The sequence below is a fragment of the Synechococcus sp. PCC 7335 genome, assembly GCF_000155595.1.
Taxonomy (GTDB): Bacteria; Cyanobacteriota; Cyanobacteriia; order Phormidesmidales; family Phormidesmidaceae; genus Phormidesmis.
On record NZ_DS989904.1, the window covers coordinates 851,255 to 870,742 of the forward strand.

General features: G+C 49.9%; 13 protein-coding genes. 1 reads left to right on the forward strand and 12 read right to left on the reverse strand.

Features of this window, described 5'->3' with window-relative positions:
* Position 1: 1 nt before the first annotated feature.
* Together S7335_RS03920 and S7335_RS03925 are read right to left on the reverse strand one after the other, a co-directional pair.
* A complete protein-coding gene (locus S7335_RS03920; RefSeq protein ID WP_050765768.1) occupies positions 2-1,372 on the reverse strand; it encodes a sulfite exporter TauE/SafE family protein in 1,371 nt (456 codons plus the stop codon).
* A 40-nt stretch (positions 1,373-1,412) separates the two neighbouring features.
* Positions 1,413-2,006 carry a hypothetical protein gene (locus S7335_RS03925; protein WP_050765769.1) on the reverse strand — a complete coding sequence of 198 codons (594 nt, stop codon included), beginning with the start codon at positions 2,004-2,006 and terminating at the stop codon, positions 1,413-1,415.
* 235 nt (positions 2,007-2,241) lie between these two features.
* Here S7335_RS03925 and S7335_RS03930 point away from each other — a divergent pair, with 235 nt between their 5' ends.
* Positions 2,242-3,105, forward strand: a complete 864-nt coding sequence (locus S7335_RS03930; protein ID WP_006454266.1) for a hypothetical protein — start codon at positions 2,242-2,244, stop codon at positions 3,103-3,105.
* 266 nt (positions 3,106-3,371) lie between these two features.
* On the opposite strand, the gene S7335_RS03935 is transcribed toward S7335_RS03930, so the two are convergent.
* The 10 genes from S7335_RS03935 to S7335_RS03985 all read right to left on the reverse strand — a co-directional run bounded on the left by S7335_RS03935 (position 3,372) and on the right by S7335_RS03985 (position 19,405).
* On the reverse strand, positions 3,372-4,193 hold the full coding sequence (locus S7335_RS03935) for a methyltransferase domain-containing protein (protein ID WP_006454623.1): 822 nt from the start codon (positions 4,191-4,193) through the stop codon (positions 3,372-3,374).
* A 61-nt stretch (positions 4,194-4,254) separates the two neighbouring features.
* A complete protein-coding gene (locus S7335_RS03940) occupies positions 4,255-8,391 on the reverse strand; it encodes a non-ribosomal peptide synthetase (protein WP_006456721.1) in 4,137 nt (1,378 codons plus the stop codon).
* Between the two features lie 63 nt (positions 8,392-8,454).
* Positions 8,455-9,378, reverse strand: a complete 924-nt coding sequence (locus S7335_RS03945; protein ID WP_006455725.1) for an isochorismatase family protein — start codon at positions 9,376-9,378, stop codon at positions 8,455-8,457.
* A gap of 99 nt (positions 9,379-9,477) precedes the next feature.
* On the reverse strand, positions 9,478-11,136 hold the full coding sequence (locus S7335_RS03950; RefSeq protein WP_006456198.1) for a (2,3-dihydroxybenzoyl)adenylate synthase: 1,659 nt from the start codon (positions 11,134-11,136) through the stop codon (positions 9,478-9,480).
* On the reverse strand, positions 11,133-12,518 hold the full coding sequence (locus tag S7335_RS03955) for an isochorismate synthase (RefSeq protein WP_006457317.1): 1,386 nt from the start codon (positions 12,516-12,518) through the stop codon (positions 11,133-11,135). Before S7335_RS03955 ends, S7335_RS03950 begins: the two co-directional genes overlap by 4 nt.
* 70 nt (positions 12,519-12,588) lie before the next feature.
* The gene (locus S7335_RS03960) at positions 12,589-13,362 is read right to left on the reverse strand and encodes a 2,3-dihydro-2,3-dihydroxybenzoate dehydrogenase (RefSeq protein WP_006457329.1); all 774 of its coding nucleotides are present in this window, start codon (positions 13,360-13,362) and stop codon (positions 12,589-12,591) included.
* 21 nt (positions 13,363-13,383) lie between these two features.
* Positions 13,384-13,794: a DUF2470 domain-containing protein gene (locus S7335_RS03965; RefSeq protein ID WP_038015566.1), complete on the reverse strand. Its 411-nt coding sequence runs from the start codon at positions 13,792-13,794 to the stop codon at positions 13,384-13,386.
* A gap of 65 nt (positions 13,795-13,859) precedes the next feature.
* A complete protein-coding gene (locus tag S7335_RS03970; protein WP_157620082.1) occupies positions 13,860-15,203 on the reverse strand; it encodes an MFS transporter in 1,344 nt (447 codons plus the stop codon).
* Between the two features lie 109 nt (positions 15,204-15,312).
* On the reverse strand, positions 15,313-18,033 hold the full coding sequence (locus S7335_RS03975; RefSeq protein ID WP_006457569.1) for a TonB-dependent siderophore receptor: 2,721 nt from the start codon (positions 18,031-18,033) through the stop codon (positions 15,313-15,315).
* Between the two features lie 322 nt (positions 18,034-18,355).
* Positions 18,356-19,405, reverse strand: a complete 1,050-nt coding sequence (locus S7335_RS03985; RefSeq protein ID WP_006454921.1) for a helix-turn-helix transcriptional regulator — start codon at positions 19,403-19,405, stop codon at positions 18,356-18,358.
* Between the last annotated feature and the right edge of the window lie 83 nt (positions 19,406-19,488).

Here is a 19,488-nt window from a genome sequence, read left to right on the forward strand (position 1 = left end):
GTTAAGGCAAACTGTCGCAGCAGTCATTAGAGCTAGAGCGAACGCTCTGGATTTTAGGTGGGGCATAATTTTCTCCTTGAGAGAGCAGATTCCAGGCTAAGCGCGATCGCACTAACAAAACCAACAATACAACCCCCGTCAGCCCGCCAACCATAGCCTGATTTTGCCAAGTTAGAGCCAGCGCCCCCCAGTAGTGAGAGCCGACAAGGATCGCATGGCCTGCGGCTAACAGCAAAGCAGGAAGACTTAGCAGATGCAGCTTTCGCCAGCGACTACCTAACGTGATCTGAGCTTTATTAAAACTCGTAATCGCAGCGGGCAGCATAAGTAGAATAGCAACTAGACCCAGTACCACACCTGTCTGATGCTGCGGCAGCATAAACTGCACCGCTTGCCAGTTCCACTGCCAGGCATGACTTACCATATGCAACACATGCAATAGGCTGAGCGCAAATGCCCCGACCCCCAGCAGTCGCCGATAGTGCAAGAGTCCGGACCAGAGACGACTTATCGGTCTAGCGATCAGCGCTAAGGTCAAGCAGACAATCGCCACATGCCCACTGTAGTCAGTCGTCATGTCACCCGTTCGCAGCAGCAGTAAGATGCCAATGACTACGGTAATCCAGCCACCCAAACGAAAGAGCTGCGATCGGCGATCTTGACTTAGCCGAGACGCTGTTAGGCCCACTGCCACCATCGCCGGCAATGTACCTAGCCCAAAAGCTAGCATCACCGCCGCGCCTCCAAGCGCATTCTGGGTAGCCGCTGCACGAAGTTGACCTGTGTACAGAAATCCACAGGGAATTAGCCCCCAAAGCAATCCCAGAGTAAGCGGCATAATCGCCTGATGCCAGCGAGCAACTCGGTTCATAGACGCATTAATTTGCTGGTGTAGCCGCTGCTGTTTAGCCGGATGCAAAAGCGGCAGACTTGGCAAGAAGCCCGGACGCGCCTGAGTCAGACCAAACCAGATCAGCAAAATACCCGTTGCTAAAGAAACCAGCCGCCTAAGCGTAGAGCCCACCCCAGCAATCTGCCCGCCTGCGGACAGCACAGAGCCAAGTGCCCCAATTCCCATGCCTACTAAGGCATAGCTTAACAGCCGACCTAGATTGAGTAAGAGGTGAAAAGCCACCTGCTGGCGCCAGCTGCTAGAAAGCGCTTTAGCAGTCAAGTCAGCGCTTGAGCCAGCAGTCTTCTGTCCATTCGTTTTCAGTCCATTCGCTGAGGACGAACTTGATGAACTCCCTGACGAAGTCCTTACAGACAGAGCAAAGGCAGTGGCCACCGGGCCGCACATACCGACACAGTGCCCAAAGCTTCCAAAAAAGCCTATGGCCGCAGTCAACCATAGATCTAAAGAAGTTGGCATGCTAAATAGAGAGAGCTCAAAATCAGTTTAATCAGTCGATTTAGTTTGAATCGGGGCCATAGATCTCGATAGTAACGCTATCTTCAATCTGACTTCCCTGAGTGGTTAAAACTTCATGGCCGTTAGCATTGAGCGTGACTCGAATTTCATTCGTGCCGCTGGGCAGCTCGGGTAGATGCGTCCACGGGCCATAGATGCGCTGTATAGATTTGTTGTTGATATATAGGTGGGCATGGCCTTCGGTAGGGCTACTTTCGTCATTAACTTTCTCGGGGGCAAAGTCAAAATTCGTCGTGCCTACATACAGGTTCCAGCCGCGTACAGGATCTTCTTTGACCTGGATAGTGAGCGCCGGTACTGGCGTTCGGGCAGGGATTTCGATTGCTTTGGAATGGGAACTATGGTTGGTATCTCCCTTACCGTGACTATGCGAGTCTCCACCAGCGGCGTCTATGCTTTCTGATGATACGGTGGGCTGAGCGATCGCTTGCTCTTGATCGATTAGGTCGGTTGAGTGATTCTCACTTTTTGGTGTGGAATGGCTGCAGCCAATAGCTAAAAGGGTTAAGCCTATGATTACAGTTCTTTGAAGGCTTGTTTTGTGGGTTGTTTTATAGTGACGATAGTTGACCATGAAGTCGCGGAGGAACGAAACTGCGTAGCCTTTTATAGTGCAGACAAATAGACAGGGAGTCAAAAGACAGGCAGTCGTGAAAGTTTGCGCATAGCTATTAGCGGATAGACTATGCGGAAGTGGGTACTGTGAGAGGGTAGGTATAGATGGGTAGAAATAGCGGGGCTTGCTTTCGACTAGGTTTCCACCTAATTTTTGTAGAGGTTTCAAACAGGGGAGTTTTGTAACAAAGCTGATGAATAAGAAAGCCTGGTTAGGTATTGGTATTGTGGGGGCGATCGCGCTAGTCGTTGGCGGAAAGCTCTGGGTCTCCCGGTCGGCTGCCAAAGAAGTAGACAAAGCCATTGCCGACGTTTCAGACTATGTCGATGTTGACTATCGAAAAGTAGACGTATCTTTGCTAGGTCGGGGCACTACGCTCAAAGATGTAGTGGTTACACCGATTGCTTCTGGCAACGCGATTAGGGTGGACGAGATGACCCTATATAGATACGAAGATGAAGATCAAGTTCCGACCTATTTAAACATGGCTATCAGAGGCATTGAGCTAGATGAGACTGCGCTAGGAGAAAATGCTGAGATGTTCTCTGAGCTGGGGTATGGCAAGGAAATCTCAGCTACTGTCATCACCGAGTACGAGTACGAAGCAGACGATAGAACAGTAGAGCTAAAGCAGCTGAAACTAGGGGCTGACCAGGTTGGTGATATGGAAATGACCCTTGAGCTGGGCAACATTGCGCTAGATCAATCAACCCTCAATAGTTTGCCTTTCTCTTTGTTTGGAGCGCAGTTTGAAGGCGCAAAAATCACCTACGAAGATGACTCTTTCGTCAAAAGGCTGTTTGAAACGACGGCAGCTGCAGAAGGCATCAGTGTAGAAGAAGTTAAGGCAGAGGCGATCGCAGGGCTAGAAAGCGAAGTCGCCAACGGTAATACGCTTTCCCCCGAATTTATAGAAGAGATGAAAGACTTCATCAACGACCCCGACAGCTTTGCGATTACCTTTGCGCCAGAAGAGCCCGTGCCGCTGAGCGCATTCATCACAATCAGCGGACCTGAGGATCTTATAGAGCTATTGAATGTTCAATTTGAATCTTAGCTTCTATTTGAAAGCCTACATCACTCTGCCTTCTGAACTGCGCCGATAGATATCTATCAGTTGTTCTGAAGATTGCTTATGAGAAGATCGCTCACGTCCTGATGGTTCAACCAGCTCAAAGTTGGCTCCGTGGTATCGCATCTTGAGAAGAAACCTAGAGTCGTATTTGAAAGACGAACATCTAGGCAGATTAAGAGCACAGATAGATACATTGCCTATCCCATATTACAGAAGGCCAAGGCTTGAACTTATTCAACTGCAAGGTCCTATTGAGTAGGTTTATAGCCAACAACCGTAAATCCGGTAATGGCACTGAAAAACATTCCTTCCTTATCCGCCTGCTGAAGATCGCTTAGCCAAGCTGAAATTTGAGCGCTCAGCTGTGGCATCTGTTCTTTTGCTCGGGTGGCAGCAGGCCCTAATCCATAAAGCTGATTGGCCGTCGAGAAGTCTGTTAGCAGCAGGGTGGAGGTATCTGCGACGGTGATATTTTCGAGCCCAGCATGGTGAAAGAGTCGGTATAGCTCTCCGCCTGTAAAGGTATGACGTATTGCTTGATCAAAATGAGGATTGAGAATTTTTCGAGTGAGCGCCCGATTAGGATGATCAACAATCAGCGTATCCCAGTCTGGCTCTCTAACCAAAACCCGCCCTTTGGGTCGAGTGACCCTAACCATCTCGGCTAGAGCTTGCTGACGGTCTTCTATATGCATAAATAGTCGGTCAGCACGGCAGCCGTCAAAACTGTTGTCTAGCATATCTAAATGATGCACATCTCCAACTTGAAACGTCAGCGAGAGGTCACCTGCTCTAATACGATGACGAGCTTCCTTGATTAGGGCAGCGCTACAGTCTAGACCGACAACTCGACCATCCGGGCCTACCCGCTCAGCTAGGACGGCGGCATCTTCTCCAGTGCCGCAGCCAACGTCTAGGAGAAACGCCCCTGGCGCTGCGCCGAGTAGATCATACGACTTGCGCTTGTATCGCTGCATTTCAGATTGTGCTGTTGCGGTGTCTAGATAATCGATGAAGGATGCTGGTTTGTCTGCATCAATCTGACTCCAATTAAGTGATGTGGAATTCATGTGTACGTTCTAGGTAGAGTTAACGGTATTTTTTTTGAGAGCGCTAATGTGTTCTTGAAACTTAAGCCTCTAGATGGGCTGCGATCGCTCGGGCTATTATTTGCGAATACTCTCCTGTCAGTAGCTGCCCATGGGTCGTATCAATGTTGTAATTTTTGATCGAGCCGGTGACAAAGGGCTGCCATTGTCTATGAGTGAGAGTGGCATCTGTTCGGCCGTGGCTGGCTGTGAAGAAGATAAGATTGCCGTTGTATGGATCGGGCGTGGGTGCTTGTTGAGCCATTTGAATGTTGTATCGGGTGATATCTAATAAGGTGTTTTGCCTAAGCAGATCAAGGTGAGATCCTAGGTTGCTTTGCAGTTGTTGAGGTCGGTTATTATCCTCTTTGCCGGCTATCTGCTTTGAGGGCAACGAGGCTTGTCCGGTTGCCTGACGGAGAAGCTCTAGGACTTCTTGTTCGGAGTGGCGATCGCGCCTTTTGATGCAGTGTCCAGGATATGCATCTAGTAAAATTAACTGCTCAATGTTGTTGCCTTGCTGCTGTAGTTGGGTTGCGATCGCCTGAGCAACCATCCCGCCAAAAGACCATCCTAATAAGCGATACGAACCTTCTGGTTGAACCTGACGAATCATTGCCAGATATCTCTCCATCATCTGTTCCCAACTGTCTTTAGAGATGCCTTGCGAGAGAGATTCTAAAGCCAGCGCCCCAGCATCCAAGTAAGGAGACTGTAAGCCATACAGGGAATGCTGAGCTCCCAGATGTTTGGCTAAACTCATGTAGCACCAGCTAATGCCAGCAGCAGGGTGTATGCAAAATAGAGGTTGATTGCCTTCGGTAATAGGAAACAAAGGAGAGAATAAGGTATCGCCAGTGCTTGAGCCAGTAGAGAGAAACTGACGACCACCAGCGCCCTCAACCTCCGAACTGCTAATGTCTGAATTCAACGCCTTCGCTAGGGCTGCGGCTGTAGGATGGCGGAAAATAGTTGAAACTGAGATTTCACGATCTAGCTTTGTGCTAAGCCAGTTGGTCGCTTGGATGGTCTGTAATGACTGGCCGCCCAATTCAAAGAAATCATCTTGTACAGTGAGTCCCTGCTGCCCCAAAATGTCTTCCCAAGTACGAAGAATTACAGCTTCTAAAGAGGATGCGGCGTTTTCGCGCTGTGTGATCCATTTGGGTGAGCAGCTGTGTAGTGCGGTTCGATCTACTTTCCCTGACAATGTTTTAGGTAGGGCCTCTAGAAAGTTGAATCCGGCTGGGATAACTGCCGCAGGTAACCTTTCACTCAGATGCTGCCGCAGCGTTCGAACGGGTGGATGAGGCGCTTTAGCAACCAGATAGGCACAGAGGCGCTTGATCCCTTCTGGCAGGTGATGACCAACCACAGCCGCTTCTCGGATACCTGGTATTGTCAACAGCACAGACTCAATCTCAGCCGGGTTGATTCGATGCCCACTGATCTTGAATTCCGCATCAAGACGACCCGTAAAAACGAGCTGACCATCCGGGCGGATAAACACCTGATCGCCAGTCCGATAGGCTCTAGGTTTACCTGGAAGCTGATGCAAGCAGACAAAGCAATCTGCGGTTAGCTGAGATTTTCCTAAGTATTCTTTTGCCAGCGTCGGCCCTAATATACACAGCTCACCTCGCTGTCCCGGAGTTGCTGGATATCCAGCGGCATTGATCACCGCAATGTCTATGCCCGGTAGGGGGCGACCAATAGGGACCTTGCCCTGATCGACGCATCCAGGCTCTAGCGTAGCTACAGTTGCAACAACGGTGGCTTCACTTGGGCCATAAGTATTGAGCAGCCTCACCTCATTGCCCACAACTGAGTGCCACTGCTTAATCCGCTCAGACTGGGCTGCTTCTCCACCAATGATCACCATTCGTAAGCTGGTAGGCAAGCTTTCCTGATGGTTACTCAAACAAAACGCTAGCTCATGCCAAAAGGCGGTAGGAAGGTCGAGAATGCTAATGTCTTTTTGTTGACAGACCTTTAGAAAATGAGGAAGAGATTGGAGCATTGATTCCTCACGCAGCACCAGGGTAGCGCCGCTACAAAGGGTCAAGAAAATCTCTTCTACGCTGGCATCGAAGTGTAGCGAAGCGAATTGCAAAACCCGATCTTCAGGCTGAATCTTATATCGCTGTAAGGCTCCACTGACAAAATTAGACAGCGCCCGATGATCGATCACCAGGCCTTTAGGTACTCCCGTAGAGCCGGAGGTATACACGACATAGGCGGGGCTATTTTGAGCTGGAATCGTTGAAAGATCAGAGGTTACAACCTCTGCCATTGAAAGGTCTGTTGTTGGCAAATATTCTAAAGGATTCAACAGAATGGTAGGCGGCAACCCTGAAATAGAGTGAGGTTGATACTCTGATGTGGTGATCAATAGAGCAGGCTGTGCATCTTTGAGTAGATGACTATTGCGGGCGACAGGGGCTGTCGGATCAAGAGCTAGATAACCCGCACCAGAAAACAATACGCCTAGAATGGTGATGATCGCTTCCCAGCTACGGGGTAGATAAATCGCTACGATCTGACCTGGTTTGACGCCTGCATTCGTCAGCCTCACGGCTAAATTGTGAGCCGCTGCTAACAGCTCGCAATAAGACATACTCACTTCACTGGCTACTATAGCTGTGGAATGAGGCCGTAAGGAAACCTGTTCTATCAATCTGGTGAGTACAGGCTGGGGCGTTGATAAGAGTGGCTCACCCCTGATTATGTTTCTCTGAGAAATTATGCTTCTTTGGGAACTGTCTCTCTGAGAATTGTGTAATTCCGTATTGTGTAGTTCCGTGGCGTTCAGTGCTGTAATGCCTGTTCTTGTAACGAGTTGGGCGGCTGAAATCACCTGTTTTGGATGATTAAGTACTGAGTGTAGCGTTGCTAGCCAGTTCTGTTGATGTTGAGTGAGTTCATTAAGAGAATAACAGTCTGGATTAGCGTCTAGCTCAAGTGTGAGCCTCTTTCCCCCAGCTTGGGCGCGAAAATTGATAGCGATATCTTCTACTGGCCCTGCAGAAATGTTATGCACAATGCCTGCTGTCTCGCCAAAGTGGATGGCATAGTCAAAAGGCATAATATTTACAATCGGGCCGAAAAGTCGGCGTCCTCCACCTACCCGCTTCAGATCGCGCCGTAGCTGCTCATAACGGTAGCGGCTGTGAGGGCGAATACTTCGAAGCTGTTGCCTGATTGGTTCTACCAGTTCTAAAAAGCAAATGTCAGGACTGATCAATACTCGCAGCGGCACAATATTCATCACCATGGCTGGAACTCTTAGGGACGCTGATCCTAGCCGGCCCATCATCGGGACGCCGAGGGTGAGATCGTCAGCGCTTGTGGCCTGATGTAGATATACAGCGGTAACCGCTAGCAGCAGATCCGACCAGGCAGCGCCGTTCTGTTGTGCAACTGTTTTCAATTGTTGAAATACCTCAGATGGCAGCGCGCTTTTCTGGCGGAGGCACACGTCGCTGGCAGGCATGGGTTTACAGCTCAAGCTGACGGGCTCAGGTGCGCCTTCTAAAGCCTGTAGCCAGAAGCTGCGATCGCGCGCTTTCTGTTCAGACTTTTGATAGACAATATCTTCTTCTATCACAGCCCGTAAGCTGGCAAAAGGAGAAAGAGAAACCGGCTGCCGCTGCTTTAGGCGCGTGTAAATTTCGGCGGCTCGCCGCAAGAGTAGAGAAGACCCGTAGCCATCTATTGCAATATGGTGAATACGTTGATACCAGAAGTGGCGATCGCTCGCTACTCGGATGAGGGCCTGAGCAAAGAGGGGGTTTGCGCCGAGATGAGTCTGCTGGCTCAGGTCTTGTCTCATCCAGTTCCAAGCTGCCTGCTCAGCATGATCATCACCACTTAGATCGAGATGTGTCAGCCTCCACTTTAAATTTTCAGCAACAGACTGAACTGGGCTCTGGTCTGCAACGGTAAAGCATAGGTTAAGGGTTTCGGCTTCTGCCACCATTTGGCGCACCGCTCGCTCAAATAAAACAGGATCGAGATCTCCTATAAGTTCTAAGCACTCTGCAGTGTTGTAAATAGCACTTTGTGGATTGAGCTGCTGCCCTAGCCAAATTCCTTTTTGAGCAGCAGATAGGGGCCAGTTGAGTTGATTTTCTTTAGCTGTATTTTTCTTAGCTATATTTTTCTCAGCTACATCGGTCATAGTGAGTCTTCCTGGTAAATGCGATCGCGATCGTTCGATTACGGATGGCTGAATGGTTGTTGCCTACTTTCGAGACAGGAGCTGACTCCAGGCTGAGATTGTTGGTTGCTCTGCAAGGTCGGCAAAGCTGACCTCAGCGCCCTTACGTCGCCAGTCTTCTACCAAGCTCATCAGGCGAATAGAATCTAACCCCGAATCCAACAGATTCTCTTCAGTACTCACCTGCAGCGGCGGCAGCTGTAATAATTCACCAAGCTGCTGCCTCAAGACCTGAGTGACTGAAACGGGAGAGAGCAACTCAGATAGTGGCATTTCTGCACTGTTTAATCCTGTATGATTAGCACTTACAGAATTCGACAGCATTTCAATCACCGTTTGGTTCGGTAACGTAATGCCACAGCGCTGAGCGACATAATTCATCGCCATATGGTGATAGTCCACAGAAAAGTCAGCAATAGCATCTCCTACCAAGAAGGGTTGAATATCATTCATAAATGCATCACAAGCCGTTGCTAGACAACCGATATGACCGTAAACCCCGCAGATGATCAGCTGGTCTCGGCCCTCTTGCTGCAGCAACGTTTGCAGCTGTGTCCGCTGAAAGGCGCTGTATCGCCATTTTGTTAAGACGCGATCGCCGCCGCTGGGCATCAGTACTTCTGCAATAGCCTCTTGTCCAGGATGGGCACTCAATCCAGGCCCCCAAACATCAGTCAGCAACCCGCGATCTTCCTCAGATTGTTCTACTATCTGAGCGGTATAGAAAACTGGAATTCCTAATGACTGGCAGCATGCCTTTAAAACAACAATATTTTGAAGCAGTTCTGTAATCGGAGATTGCTGGGCATCAAAGAAATTTAGAAAATAGTCCTGCATGTCATGAATGAGCAGTGCTGCCCTGGGAGCCTGAGCTTCCCAGCTCGCACGGCTTGAGGGGAACTCTGTCGCTGTAGGCATGCGGTAAGCAGGAAGTTGAGGAATGGTCATCAGATGTCTCCTGAAAGAAATGGGTTGAAGCCTGTAAACGTGAAAGTGGTCTAATGTAGGTTCTGCACTTTGCTAGAACTTTGCTACAAGCAAGCTTTGCTATAACCGAGCCCTTAGCGCTTTCTTATCGACTTTGCCTGCGCCAGTTTTGGGTAGGGCCGCGAGCCATTCTAGCTGGTCTGGAATCTTGTAATGGGCTAAGCCGCGATCGCGCAAAAAAGCTTTCACCTGGTCGATCTCAATGCTGTTGTCTCCTATCGAATCATTTGAAGAAACATCGTTTTGCGCGACTACAAAAGCGCCAATACGCTCTCCTAAAAAGGGATCTGGCATGCTGACAACAGCCGCAGCGCAAATATTGGGATGAGTCAACAGATGCTGTTCAATCTCTTTACTGCTGATCTTTTCGCCGCCTTTGTTGATTTGCTCCTTGGCACGGCCCTCTACAATGATCTGCCCAGACGGGCTTAGCCGGACAAGATCGCCCGTTCGATAAAATCCATCCGGTGTAAATGCCCTTTTGTTGTGTTCAGGGGCTTGGTAGTAGCCCCGGATGGTGTAAGGGCCTCGGGTCAACAAATTCCCAGTTTCTCCAGGAGAAACCGGCTGATCTAGATTGTCCACAATCAGAATCTCATCGGCGGGAGAAATCGGTAGACCTTGAGTATGCAAAATCACCTCTTCTGTATCGTCAAGCCGCGTGTAGCACACTAGCCCTTCTGCCATGCCAAATACCTGTTGCAATCGACAGCCCAGAATAGGTGAAATACGTCTGGCAACTTCTGGAGCAAGCGGGGCTCCTCCAACCTGCAATATCTGCAAACTTGAGAGATCGTGACTGCGGGTGGCGGTAGCATCTAGCCAGATAGGAACCAGCGGCGGAACCAACGCGGTGATAGTGACTTGTTCACGCGCAATTAGTGCAAAAGTTTCGTCAGGATTGGGGTGATGAGCGAGGACGACGCTTCCTCCAGCGTAAAGTGTACCAAGACTACCTGGAGAGCTCAGTGGAAAATTGTGGGACACTGGCAAAGCCGCTAGATAGACGCTCTCAGGCGCTAGCGCACAGATTTTGGCGCTAGCTCTGACGCTGTATAGATAGTCGGCGTGGGTTCTGGGAATGAGTTTGGGCGTACCGGTGCTGCCGCCTGAGAGCTGAAAAAAAGCAACAGCTTCAGCTTTGGGCTCAGATAGAGCAAGCGGCTGTAGGTAGAGTTGATCGAGGGCCACAAATTCCTGTTCCTGACCAACAACGATAATGTGTTGTAAACTACCGTGCTCAGGCATCAGGGTACGCGCCAGAGCTCGATAGTCAAAGTGTCCATCGCTATCAGCAATAATGTAAGCAGCCGCCTCAGTTTTTAATAGAAAGCTGTGAATTTCTGTGCGACGATGGGCCGGCAGTGCTAGGACGGGCAGTGCCCCTAAGCGGGTGAGCGCAAAGAACACGGCAAAGAATTCTGGAATATTGGGGAGTTGAACAATGACGCGATCGCCTGCCGTAATTCCCAAAGATTGTAACCCCGCCGCCAGCTGATCGGCCCGCTGATTCAGGTCTGCGTAGCTCCAGCGGTCGTTTCCACTGACTAGGGCCGTCCGCTGAGCATAGCGCTGTGACTGCTGCCGTAGCATTTGGCCAAACGTCTGAGGCTGCCAATAGCCTAAATTGCGGTAGCGATCGGCATATGCTTTGGGCCAGCGCGGACAGTCTGCCTGCAAACCCTCTTTCTGTAAGGGTTGAAAAAGTTGTTCAATCACAGTCTTGCCTCCAACAGATGCTCTAGGTCCAGCGCTTTGAGCATGGTGCGAAATTTAGCAGACGTTTCAGCCAGCTCCTTTGCAGCGGTCGATCCAGCTACGATACCGGCCCCTGCATATAGCCGCAGATGGCGACCTTCCGCCTCGCCACAGCGAATGGTCACAGCCCACTCGCCATCACCCTGACTATCAACCCAGCCCACAAGACCCGTGAAGTAACGCCGCGCAAACGGTTCAATCGCGTGAATGGCCGAATAGGCACATTGGGTAGGCGCACCGCAGATGGCAGGCGTCGGGTGTAAGGCCAGGGCCAGAGAAAGGGCACAAGTCTCTGAGTTTTTCAATGTGCCTTGCAGATAGGTAGACAGATGGATCATGCTGTCGGTCTGGAGAATGTCAGGGGTTGGGGGCACTGCTAGGTCATGACAAAACGGGCGCAGTGCCTCTGCCATCGCCTCAACCACCACCGCATGTTCGCGCCGATCTTTATCAGAGTTCATGAGCGCTTCAGCCCGCTGTTGATCAATGATTGGATCACCACTACGAGGCGCTGAACCCGCTAATGGATTGGCTTCTACCTGCATTCCCCGCCGCCGAACTAACAGTTCAGGGCTAGCACCAACCAAGTGATGGCGCGAGTGCTGAAGAAAAGAGTGTGTATTTTTAGAATCAAGCTGTTTTACGAATGCAGATTGCTTTTCTGGAGCCAGCGTCTTCTCTGATGCGAGCTGTTTCTCTGATATAAACGACTGCTTTGGCGCAGACTGCTGGCAGCGGGCTAAATTAACAAGATAGGTGTAGCCGTAGCGGTTAGAGCGAGCTAGTCCGTTTAATAATTCGCCTAGATGAGGCATTTGAGCAAATGACAATTCAAGCGAACGAGATAGAACAATCTTAAGTAGCTCCGATTGCTGAATGTACTCCAGCGCTTGTTCAACCCCCTCCATGTAGCTAGCAGGCTCTGGGAGCATCTGTAATCTACAAGCGTTAGAGGCCGATGCTTTAGGTTTAGGAGCAACACTCATATTTCTGTCATTTCTCAGCGGGCCTGCTCGGTGAAGACGATCGGGCATAAACAGGTGAACGTTGGCACTGTCATCAAAGGGAATCGCCCCCACTAATGGCAGCTTTGATAACCCGCGCTGAGATTGCCGATCGAACAGTGCGACCGCCTGCTTCGGTAGATCAGGGTAAGCCAACGCTCCTTTTTGAGCGGGTAAAATGTCTCGAATACCTTGGGCCAACATAGTTTGGTGAGGTGTCGCCAAGAAAAACGATGTCTCGTGGTCGGAGGCCTCTAGCAGCGCTGTGGCACTGTTTAGCTGGCTTTGTGACTGGCTTTGCGGCTGATTGGGGAAAATCTTTTGGGCAGTATTTTTCATCAGAATCTCTTGTAAGGGCCTTAGCATATTCTTTGGAGGGTGATGGATAGGTTGTTGCAAAAAATGAGTATCAAGCGCCTAATGTCGCTCCGCCATCTACTCGCAAATCGTGCATCGTAATATGACAAGCCTGTTCAGAAAGCAAAAACAAAATGCCTTCTGCAATATCTTTGGGACTGGCTATTTTCCCTAAAGGGATACCTGTTCTAAATGTGTTTAGCGATCCTTTTATGACAGCGTCCTTAGCGGTGTCGTCAGTCCAGAACATGTGCTGCATAGGCGTATCTGTAGAGCCAGGAGAAACGACATTACAGCGGATACCAGAGCTAGCAAGTTCTAAGCCTAGACACCGGGTAAAGTGAGTCGCAGCCGCTTTAGACGCAGCATAGGCAGACATCTCTTGGCGGGGTACACTAGCCGCGTTGGAGCCAACGGTTACAATTGCACCGTTTTTACGAGGAATCATGGCCTGTGCGACACTGCGAGAAATGTTAAAGACGCCTGTTGTATTCACCGCAAAGGTGCGGCTCCAATCTGTGTCAGTCAAGGAAACAACAGGCTTTGGCACAAGAACGCCTGCTACATTCACCAGTCCGGCAATGGCTCCTATATTTTTCTCGATATGATCAACAATCTTCTTTACCGCTAGGCTATCGCTAACGTCAACTGGGTAGGGCTCAAACTGCGGCGAAGCTAATTCTATTCTCAAGGATTCCAGCTTTTCGGGCTGGATGTCGAGTCCGATAACGGTTGCGCCAGCTTGGAGGAGCGATCGCACAACCGCCGCACCAATGCCCTGAGCTGCCCCCGTTACTACAATGAGTTTGTCAGTAAAGTCAAACATATATTTCACGAGTCATCTATTTTATGAGTCATCTATTGCCGCGCTCCACCCTAGCTGGGCGCGACTTTCCGTAATCATTTCAGCCAACAGACACCGCAGAGACAGCACGCCTTGAGCCGGTTCTAAAAAATCAATTCGTAAGGACTGGCTCTGGTTAGGTCCTGTGACCTCAAGCGTCATCCCAGCGGCATCTAACTGAGCAATGCTTGCCTGTTCTGCCCAATCCATTGCCCGATCTTTGGGAGGCACAGCCTTGGCGCAGGCCAATATGTCCTCAAGGTGATCTTGGTTTAAATGCCGGGTGATTGCCAGCAGTAATTTATCAGTTAGGGGAGCGCCATTTCGCTGGCGATCCGTCTTTGAAGTTGCCGGCTTTGAATTTGCTGGCTTTGAGGTTGCCGTCTTTGAGGTTGCCAGCTTTGAATCTGTCAAGGGTTACCTCCATAGCAGTCTAGCTGCCGTATTGTGTGATTTGTATTGCGTGACGATGCTCGCTATTACTGTTCTTTAGTGCTTACTTTCAGGCGTTCTAAATCTTGGGAATGCTCGATTTCAGGGGTTAGATCTGGGCTAAAAATCACTTTTGTTGCCAACCAAACACTCGCTAGGCAAACAACAAAACCAATGAGAAAGACGCCAACATAGCCTAGGGCGGCGGCAATAAATCCACTGAATGCAGGCACCCCAACATGGTGACCCAGCACGTACACCGACGATTGCAGCGTATAATCGCTCCCTGCTGTTGCTGGGCGGCTTTTGTCCATCATCACGGTGAATAGCGCTGTACTGGCAACACTGCGAGCAAACACTTCTCCAGTACTAACGGTATAGAGCACAAGCGGATCGCGAATACCGATTGCAGGCAGGGTGAGTGCAGCAACTGCGATCGCCTGCAATAGCCCGAACAAAATCAGCGCGCGTCTACGACCCAACGGTTCAATCAGTACGCCTGCTAGTAGCGAACCGATAATAGCCGCACCCGATCCTACAATCCCAGTCATCCAGCCGATATCCGCCATCGACAGGCCCAGATCTACCAGCAATGGACGAAACATAGTTGCGGCCATACTGCTACCGGTGGCATAGAGCAAGATAAAGAACAACCACAACAGTGACTGCGGTCGCCTCACAAAACTCAGCAGCGTCTTGAAATAGTCCAAAACAGATTTTCTCGCACTGAGGAATCGACCAGAACGGGCAATACCTGCTGTTCTCTCTAGCGGTCGGGCTCTGGTCGGCTCCCGATAGGACAGCAGGGGCAGCAGTGCCAGCAAAACGCCCCCCGCCAACAGCCATACGCTGACCTGCCAGCCCAGCTGATTCAAGGTGAGGAGCAAAACGCCGCCGCCCAAGATCCCTCCCATGGCTCGCCCGGCGCTTTGAATACCGTTCCCCCAGCCTCGTTCATGGGGATCTAGCAGTCCGATGGCCAAAGCATCAGTGGCAATATCTTGAGTGGCAGCTAGCGTTACCACTAAAAACACGCCCTGGAAGAGTAAAACCTCATTGTTGTTTAAAGTGTCGAGGGAGGCACAGGCAACTAGTGTGAGAGCAAGCAGAATCTGAGTGCCTATAATCCAAGATTTATAGTGTCCCCATCTTCGAGAGCCGTAGCGGTCTACCAGTGGAGCCCAAAGAAATTTTAGAATCCAGGGTAGGGTAAGCAATCCCATCAAGCCAATGACCTGTAGTGACGCGCCCTGCTGGCGTAAGAAAATAGGTAAGGCTCGAAAGAAAAAAGCAGCGGGTAAAAACTGAGAGGTATAAAGACAGCTCAACAACACAAACTTTCTGCGTGGAGAAAGAGTCTCTTTAGCTTTTAATTGAACACTTGGGGCCATGAGTTAAAGTAGGGCTAAGTTTTTAGAGGGCTTGTCAGGCTTATGGGTTTAGGTAAAGCTGTTGTAAAAAGATTTTGTTTGTTGCGATAAAGCTTGATTATCAAAGCGATCAAAACTCGTAGCTAACCGAGCCAAGCACCGTAAAGGGATCGCCGGGCTCAATGCCTCTGGTTCGAGTGCGCGGTGTACCCTCAATAAAGCTCACATCGAACAGGTTCTGAAAATTGAGGCCAAATTTCCAACGATTTCGCTCGTAGGAGACAGCGGCGTTGGTCAAAAAGTAACTATCTAGATCAAAGCTGTTGCTCAAATCGCCTTGGCGCTCGCCGACCCAGTTCAGCCCGAGGCCAAAGCCTAAGCCTGTCAGGTCTCCTGATTGAATTTCATAGTTTGTCCATAGGCTGGCGCTGTGTTCTGGCACACCTGGCAATGGGTTGCCTGTCTCAATGGAACTGTCTTCTGTTAGCGCTGAATCAATGTAGGCGTAGGACGCAACGACATTCCAGGCTGGTGAAATTTCTCCGATCACATCTAGCTCAATGCCTTGGCTCTGTTGCTCTCCTGTCGCTACCGAAAATCTGGGATCGTTTAGATCGGTCGTAGCAACATTTTGTTTGGTCAGATTAAAGTAAGCGAGAGTCGCGAGCAGATTGCCCTCAAACAGTTCTGTTTTGAGACCCACCTCAAACCCCTCGCCTTCTTCGGCTGCTAGCGGTTCGCCATCAACCGTGACGGCTGCACTAGGAAAAAAAGAACGAGAGTAGTTTGCATAGAGAGAAAGATTTTCAATCGGCTGATAAACCAGCCCTATTCTGGGGCTAAAGGCATCTTCGGTTAGATCTACCTCGGTAGTAACACCTCGACTAGTAGTTACTGTTGTTTGCTCCACCGTTTCGTAACTAAAGCCTGCCACCAAGATCAGATTGTCTAGCAGGTCAATTTGGTCTTGTGCATAGATCTGCAGACTATTGGTATCAATGCGATCGCTTCTAGTGGGTACATCACCGCGCTCGGGTCGAGGTGGCGTCCCATAGACAGGATCAAAGATATTAATCGGCGTTCTTGACGGTCCTGGCGAAAAATCAGTAAAAGAATCTGAATCCAAGCTGTAACGAGCTAAATCAACCCCAACTAGCAAAGTGTGATCAACCGGCCCAGTAGAAAATTCACCCACCACATTAGTCTGCAGGGCCAATGTTTTGTTATTGACATCTTGCTCGGCAAAGACCCGATTAAGATCGCCTGTGGCCTCATCGAGTCCGCCAATAAAGGGGAAACTCAAGGTGGCGCTAATGTCATCACTTTGGTTGAGATAGCGAAACGCATTGCGGATTTTCCACGTGTCGCTAAAGCGATGTTCTAGATCGTAGCCGACGTTAGAAAACTCACTCGAAATGCTGTCGTCGGGTTCACCGAGGATGCGATCGCGAGGAATATCGGCAACCTCATCGCCCAAGGCTACCAGCCCTGGATTGAAGGGGCGATCGTCATTCAGATACTCTAGCTGGAGATTGAGATCGGTGCGATCATTAATTCGCCAGGCTAGATCTGGCGCTACAAAGAAACGCTCAGATCTCTCATCAAAATCTTGAAATTCATTTTCATTTTGATAGACGGCATTGAGTCGATAAAGTAGACGGTTGTCTTCTGTGAGAGGGCCTGAGATATCAATCTGGGGACGCACTGAGCCGCGACTATCGGTTTGCAGCCCGATCTCGTAAAACGGTTGCTCCAAAGGCGCTTTAGAAACAATATTGAGGATGCCGCCTGGCTCACTTTGGCCAAATAGAACTGAAGCAGGCCCCCTTAGCACCTCAATGCGTTCGATATTGGCAATCTCTGGAAATCCTTGCCCAGCCGCATCTCCGTTGTCATTAGGGCTATACAGCCGAAACCCATCTCGATACACAGAGACCCCGTTAAACCCTCTCAGACTGATCTGAAAGCCTCTACCCTCAGTCGAATTAACCGATGCCCCGCTGAGATTACGCAAGGCATCTCCTAGATCCCTCACCTGCTGATCCTCTAATACCTGCCGAGGAATCACCTGAACTGAAGCAGGCGTTTCTAGAATAGGCGTATCGGTGCGGGTGGCGCTGCTAGCATTGGGGACAAAGTAATTATCTTGTACTTGCCCGCCCGTCACGATAATTTGGATAGCGTCATCTGATCCTGAACTGCCTGGGACTGGGTCACCTGCGATCGCATCTTCGCTAGGATCTGGCATAGGTTCTGGCATAGGATCTGGCATGGAATCTTGAGCGGTAGAGGCTCTAGCAATCGCCCTGACTGTCAGCATCGTTGCAACCGTTGTCACAGACAGGGTGGGCGGCGCTTCAGTCCCTGTGATGGCAATGCGTACCTGGTTATCAGGTCGATTGTTGATATCAATGAAGGCAATATCTGCATTGGGCGCACTGATAGCAAAGCGCTCCGCCTCAGGCAGGTTCAAGATGGCATTGGGAATATCTAGAATTGCCGCATTGCCTGCCACAGACAGCTCGGGCGTGATTAGTTCGCCCGTCGTTTCTAGCTGTAGCGCGATTCCTGCTGCGGTCTCTTCTAGCTGAATATCTGTTATTTCCACGACTTCAGCGGCTGGCTCAGCTAGATCAGACTGCGTTAGCCATCTCTCTCGTAGCCATCTATCTGTTGTAACCGTTGGGGTACTGGCCTCATCTGGCTTCGCATCTGACACTGTCATATCCATCGCTGAAGCATTTTCTTTGAGTACGCTTTCACTTGCGATCGCGGCTGGTCCTAGCAGCAGCCCACAACCCGCCATCAGTTGGACTAACCAACCACCCCATCTCATCCGCGTCGCAGTCATGCTTACTTTCATCGCAACAAATGGGATTCATTCTCAATAATCTAGACAAGAAGATAGTAGCCGATGGGTTCTGTTGTTTTCTGTCTCAAGCGGACTTTTTTTCTGTCTCAGGCGGACTTTTTAGATAGCCAACAGCCGGATGCAGCTGCACGCAGAAGGCTAACGCCTGCGGCTGTTTGTTTTGATGGGCTCGCCTCTGGGCCTAGATATAGCAATGGCCGGATGCATTCGGTCATTGCTGACCACTTAGCTCTATGTGCAACAAGGGTTCTACCTGTTGGAAATGTGTAGAGCTAAGTGGCGAAGGCTATAGACCAGACGGTTAACGCTGCTGCATTTGATAGGCTTTAGGGCTGATTCCAAAGGTACGCCGAAAGGCCACACTAAACGCTTCGGGGCTGGTATAGCCAACGCGCTGAGAAACACTCGCAATCGTGGCTTTAGGCAACAACAACAGCTGATGAGCCTGCTGCATTCGATAGATGTGTAAGTAACCAAATACAGTAGTTCCAAATACCTGACGAAACCCCTGCTTTAGCTTGCGGTCATTAATACCAACTTGATGAGCCAACTCCATGAGCTTTGGCGGATTAGCGGCCTGGCTGAGCAAAATATCCCTGGCATAGAAGATTCGATCGACTTCCTCTTCTCTTAAGCCGGAAGCTAGATCAGGTGAAAGATCAGACGACGCTGTCCGATAATGATGGTTCGACAATATTTGATCAAAATATAGACTGATCAACTCAGTGGCTTTGCCCTCAAGATATAGGCGCTGAGGTAGCCCACGATACGGACAGTTCAAGAGCTGTTGTACGGTCGCACTCATTACCGTAGTCATGGTGTGCGTTTGAAAGTAATCCGCTGAATCGCACTTGGCGATCGCTCTACCTAAAGGTCTCGGCAGTTGTTTCATCATCTCCCGGTCGGCCAAGCCAATGGCTTCAGGCTGAATATGCAGGTGAACCAGCAGCAGACGTTTGGCGGCATATTCTATCGTCCGATCCGCGCTGCGTAATATTCCTAAACTTGCTTGCCCGGCCTGAAGCTGAATCGCTTGTTTAGCATTGGAACTGCGCCCCCGAATTTTCCCTTCAACGCAAAAACTCATTCCCAATGTGGTGGTACTACCCGAGGTTTTTTGGCTAACAACAGCTTTTTCTCGAAATTTTAAATCGTGAACCATTAGACTTAGCCCAGGACGCAGTTGCCAACGTTGGCTGAGGCCATCGCAAACTTGATTAGGCAACTTAGAAATTTCAGTGCAGTTAGAATCTCTTACCGACTGAACATTATTGAGACTGTACTGTGGCGCTTCGTGCTTCAGAACCTGCAAGGATCCGCCAGTAGATTGAGCGAGATTATTTGACTGCATAAGTCAATACGAGTATTCCGCGTTATCGTTTCGTCAGCCTGTATTGTTATCGGCGAGTCTGAACTATCTCCTATTTTTTGCTG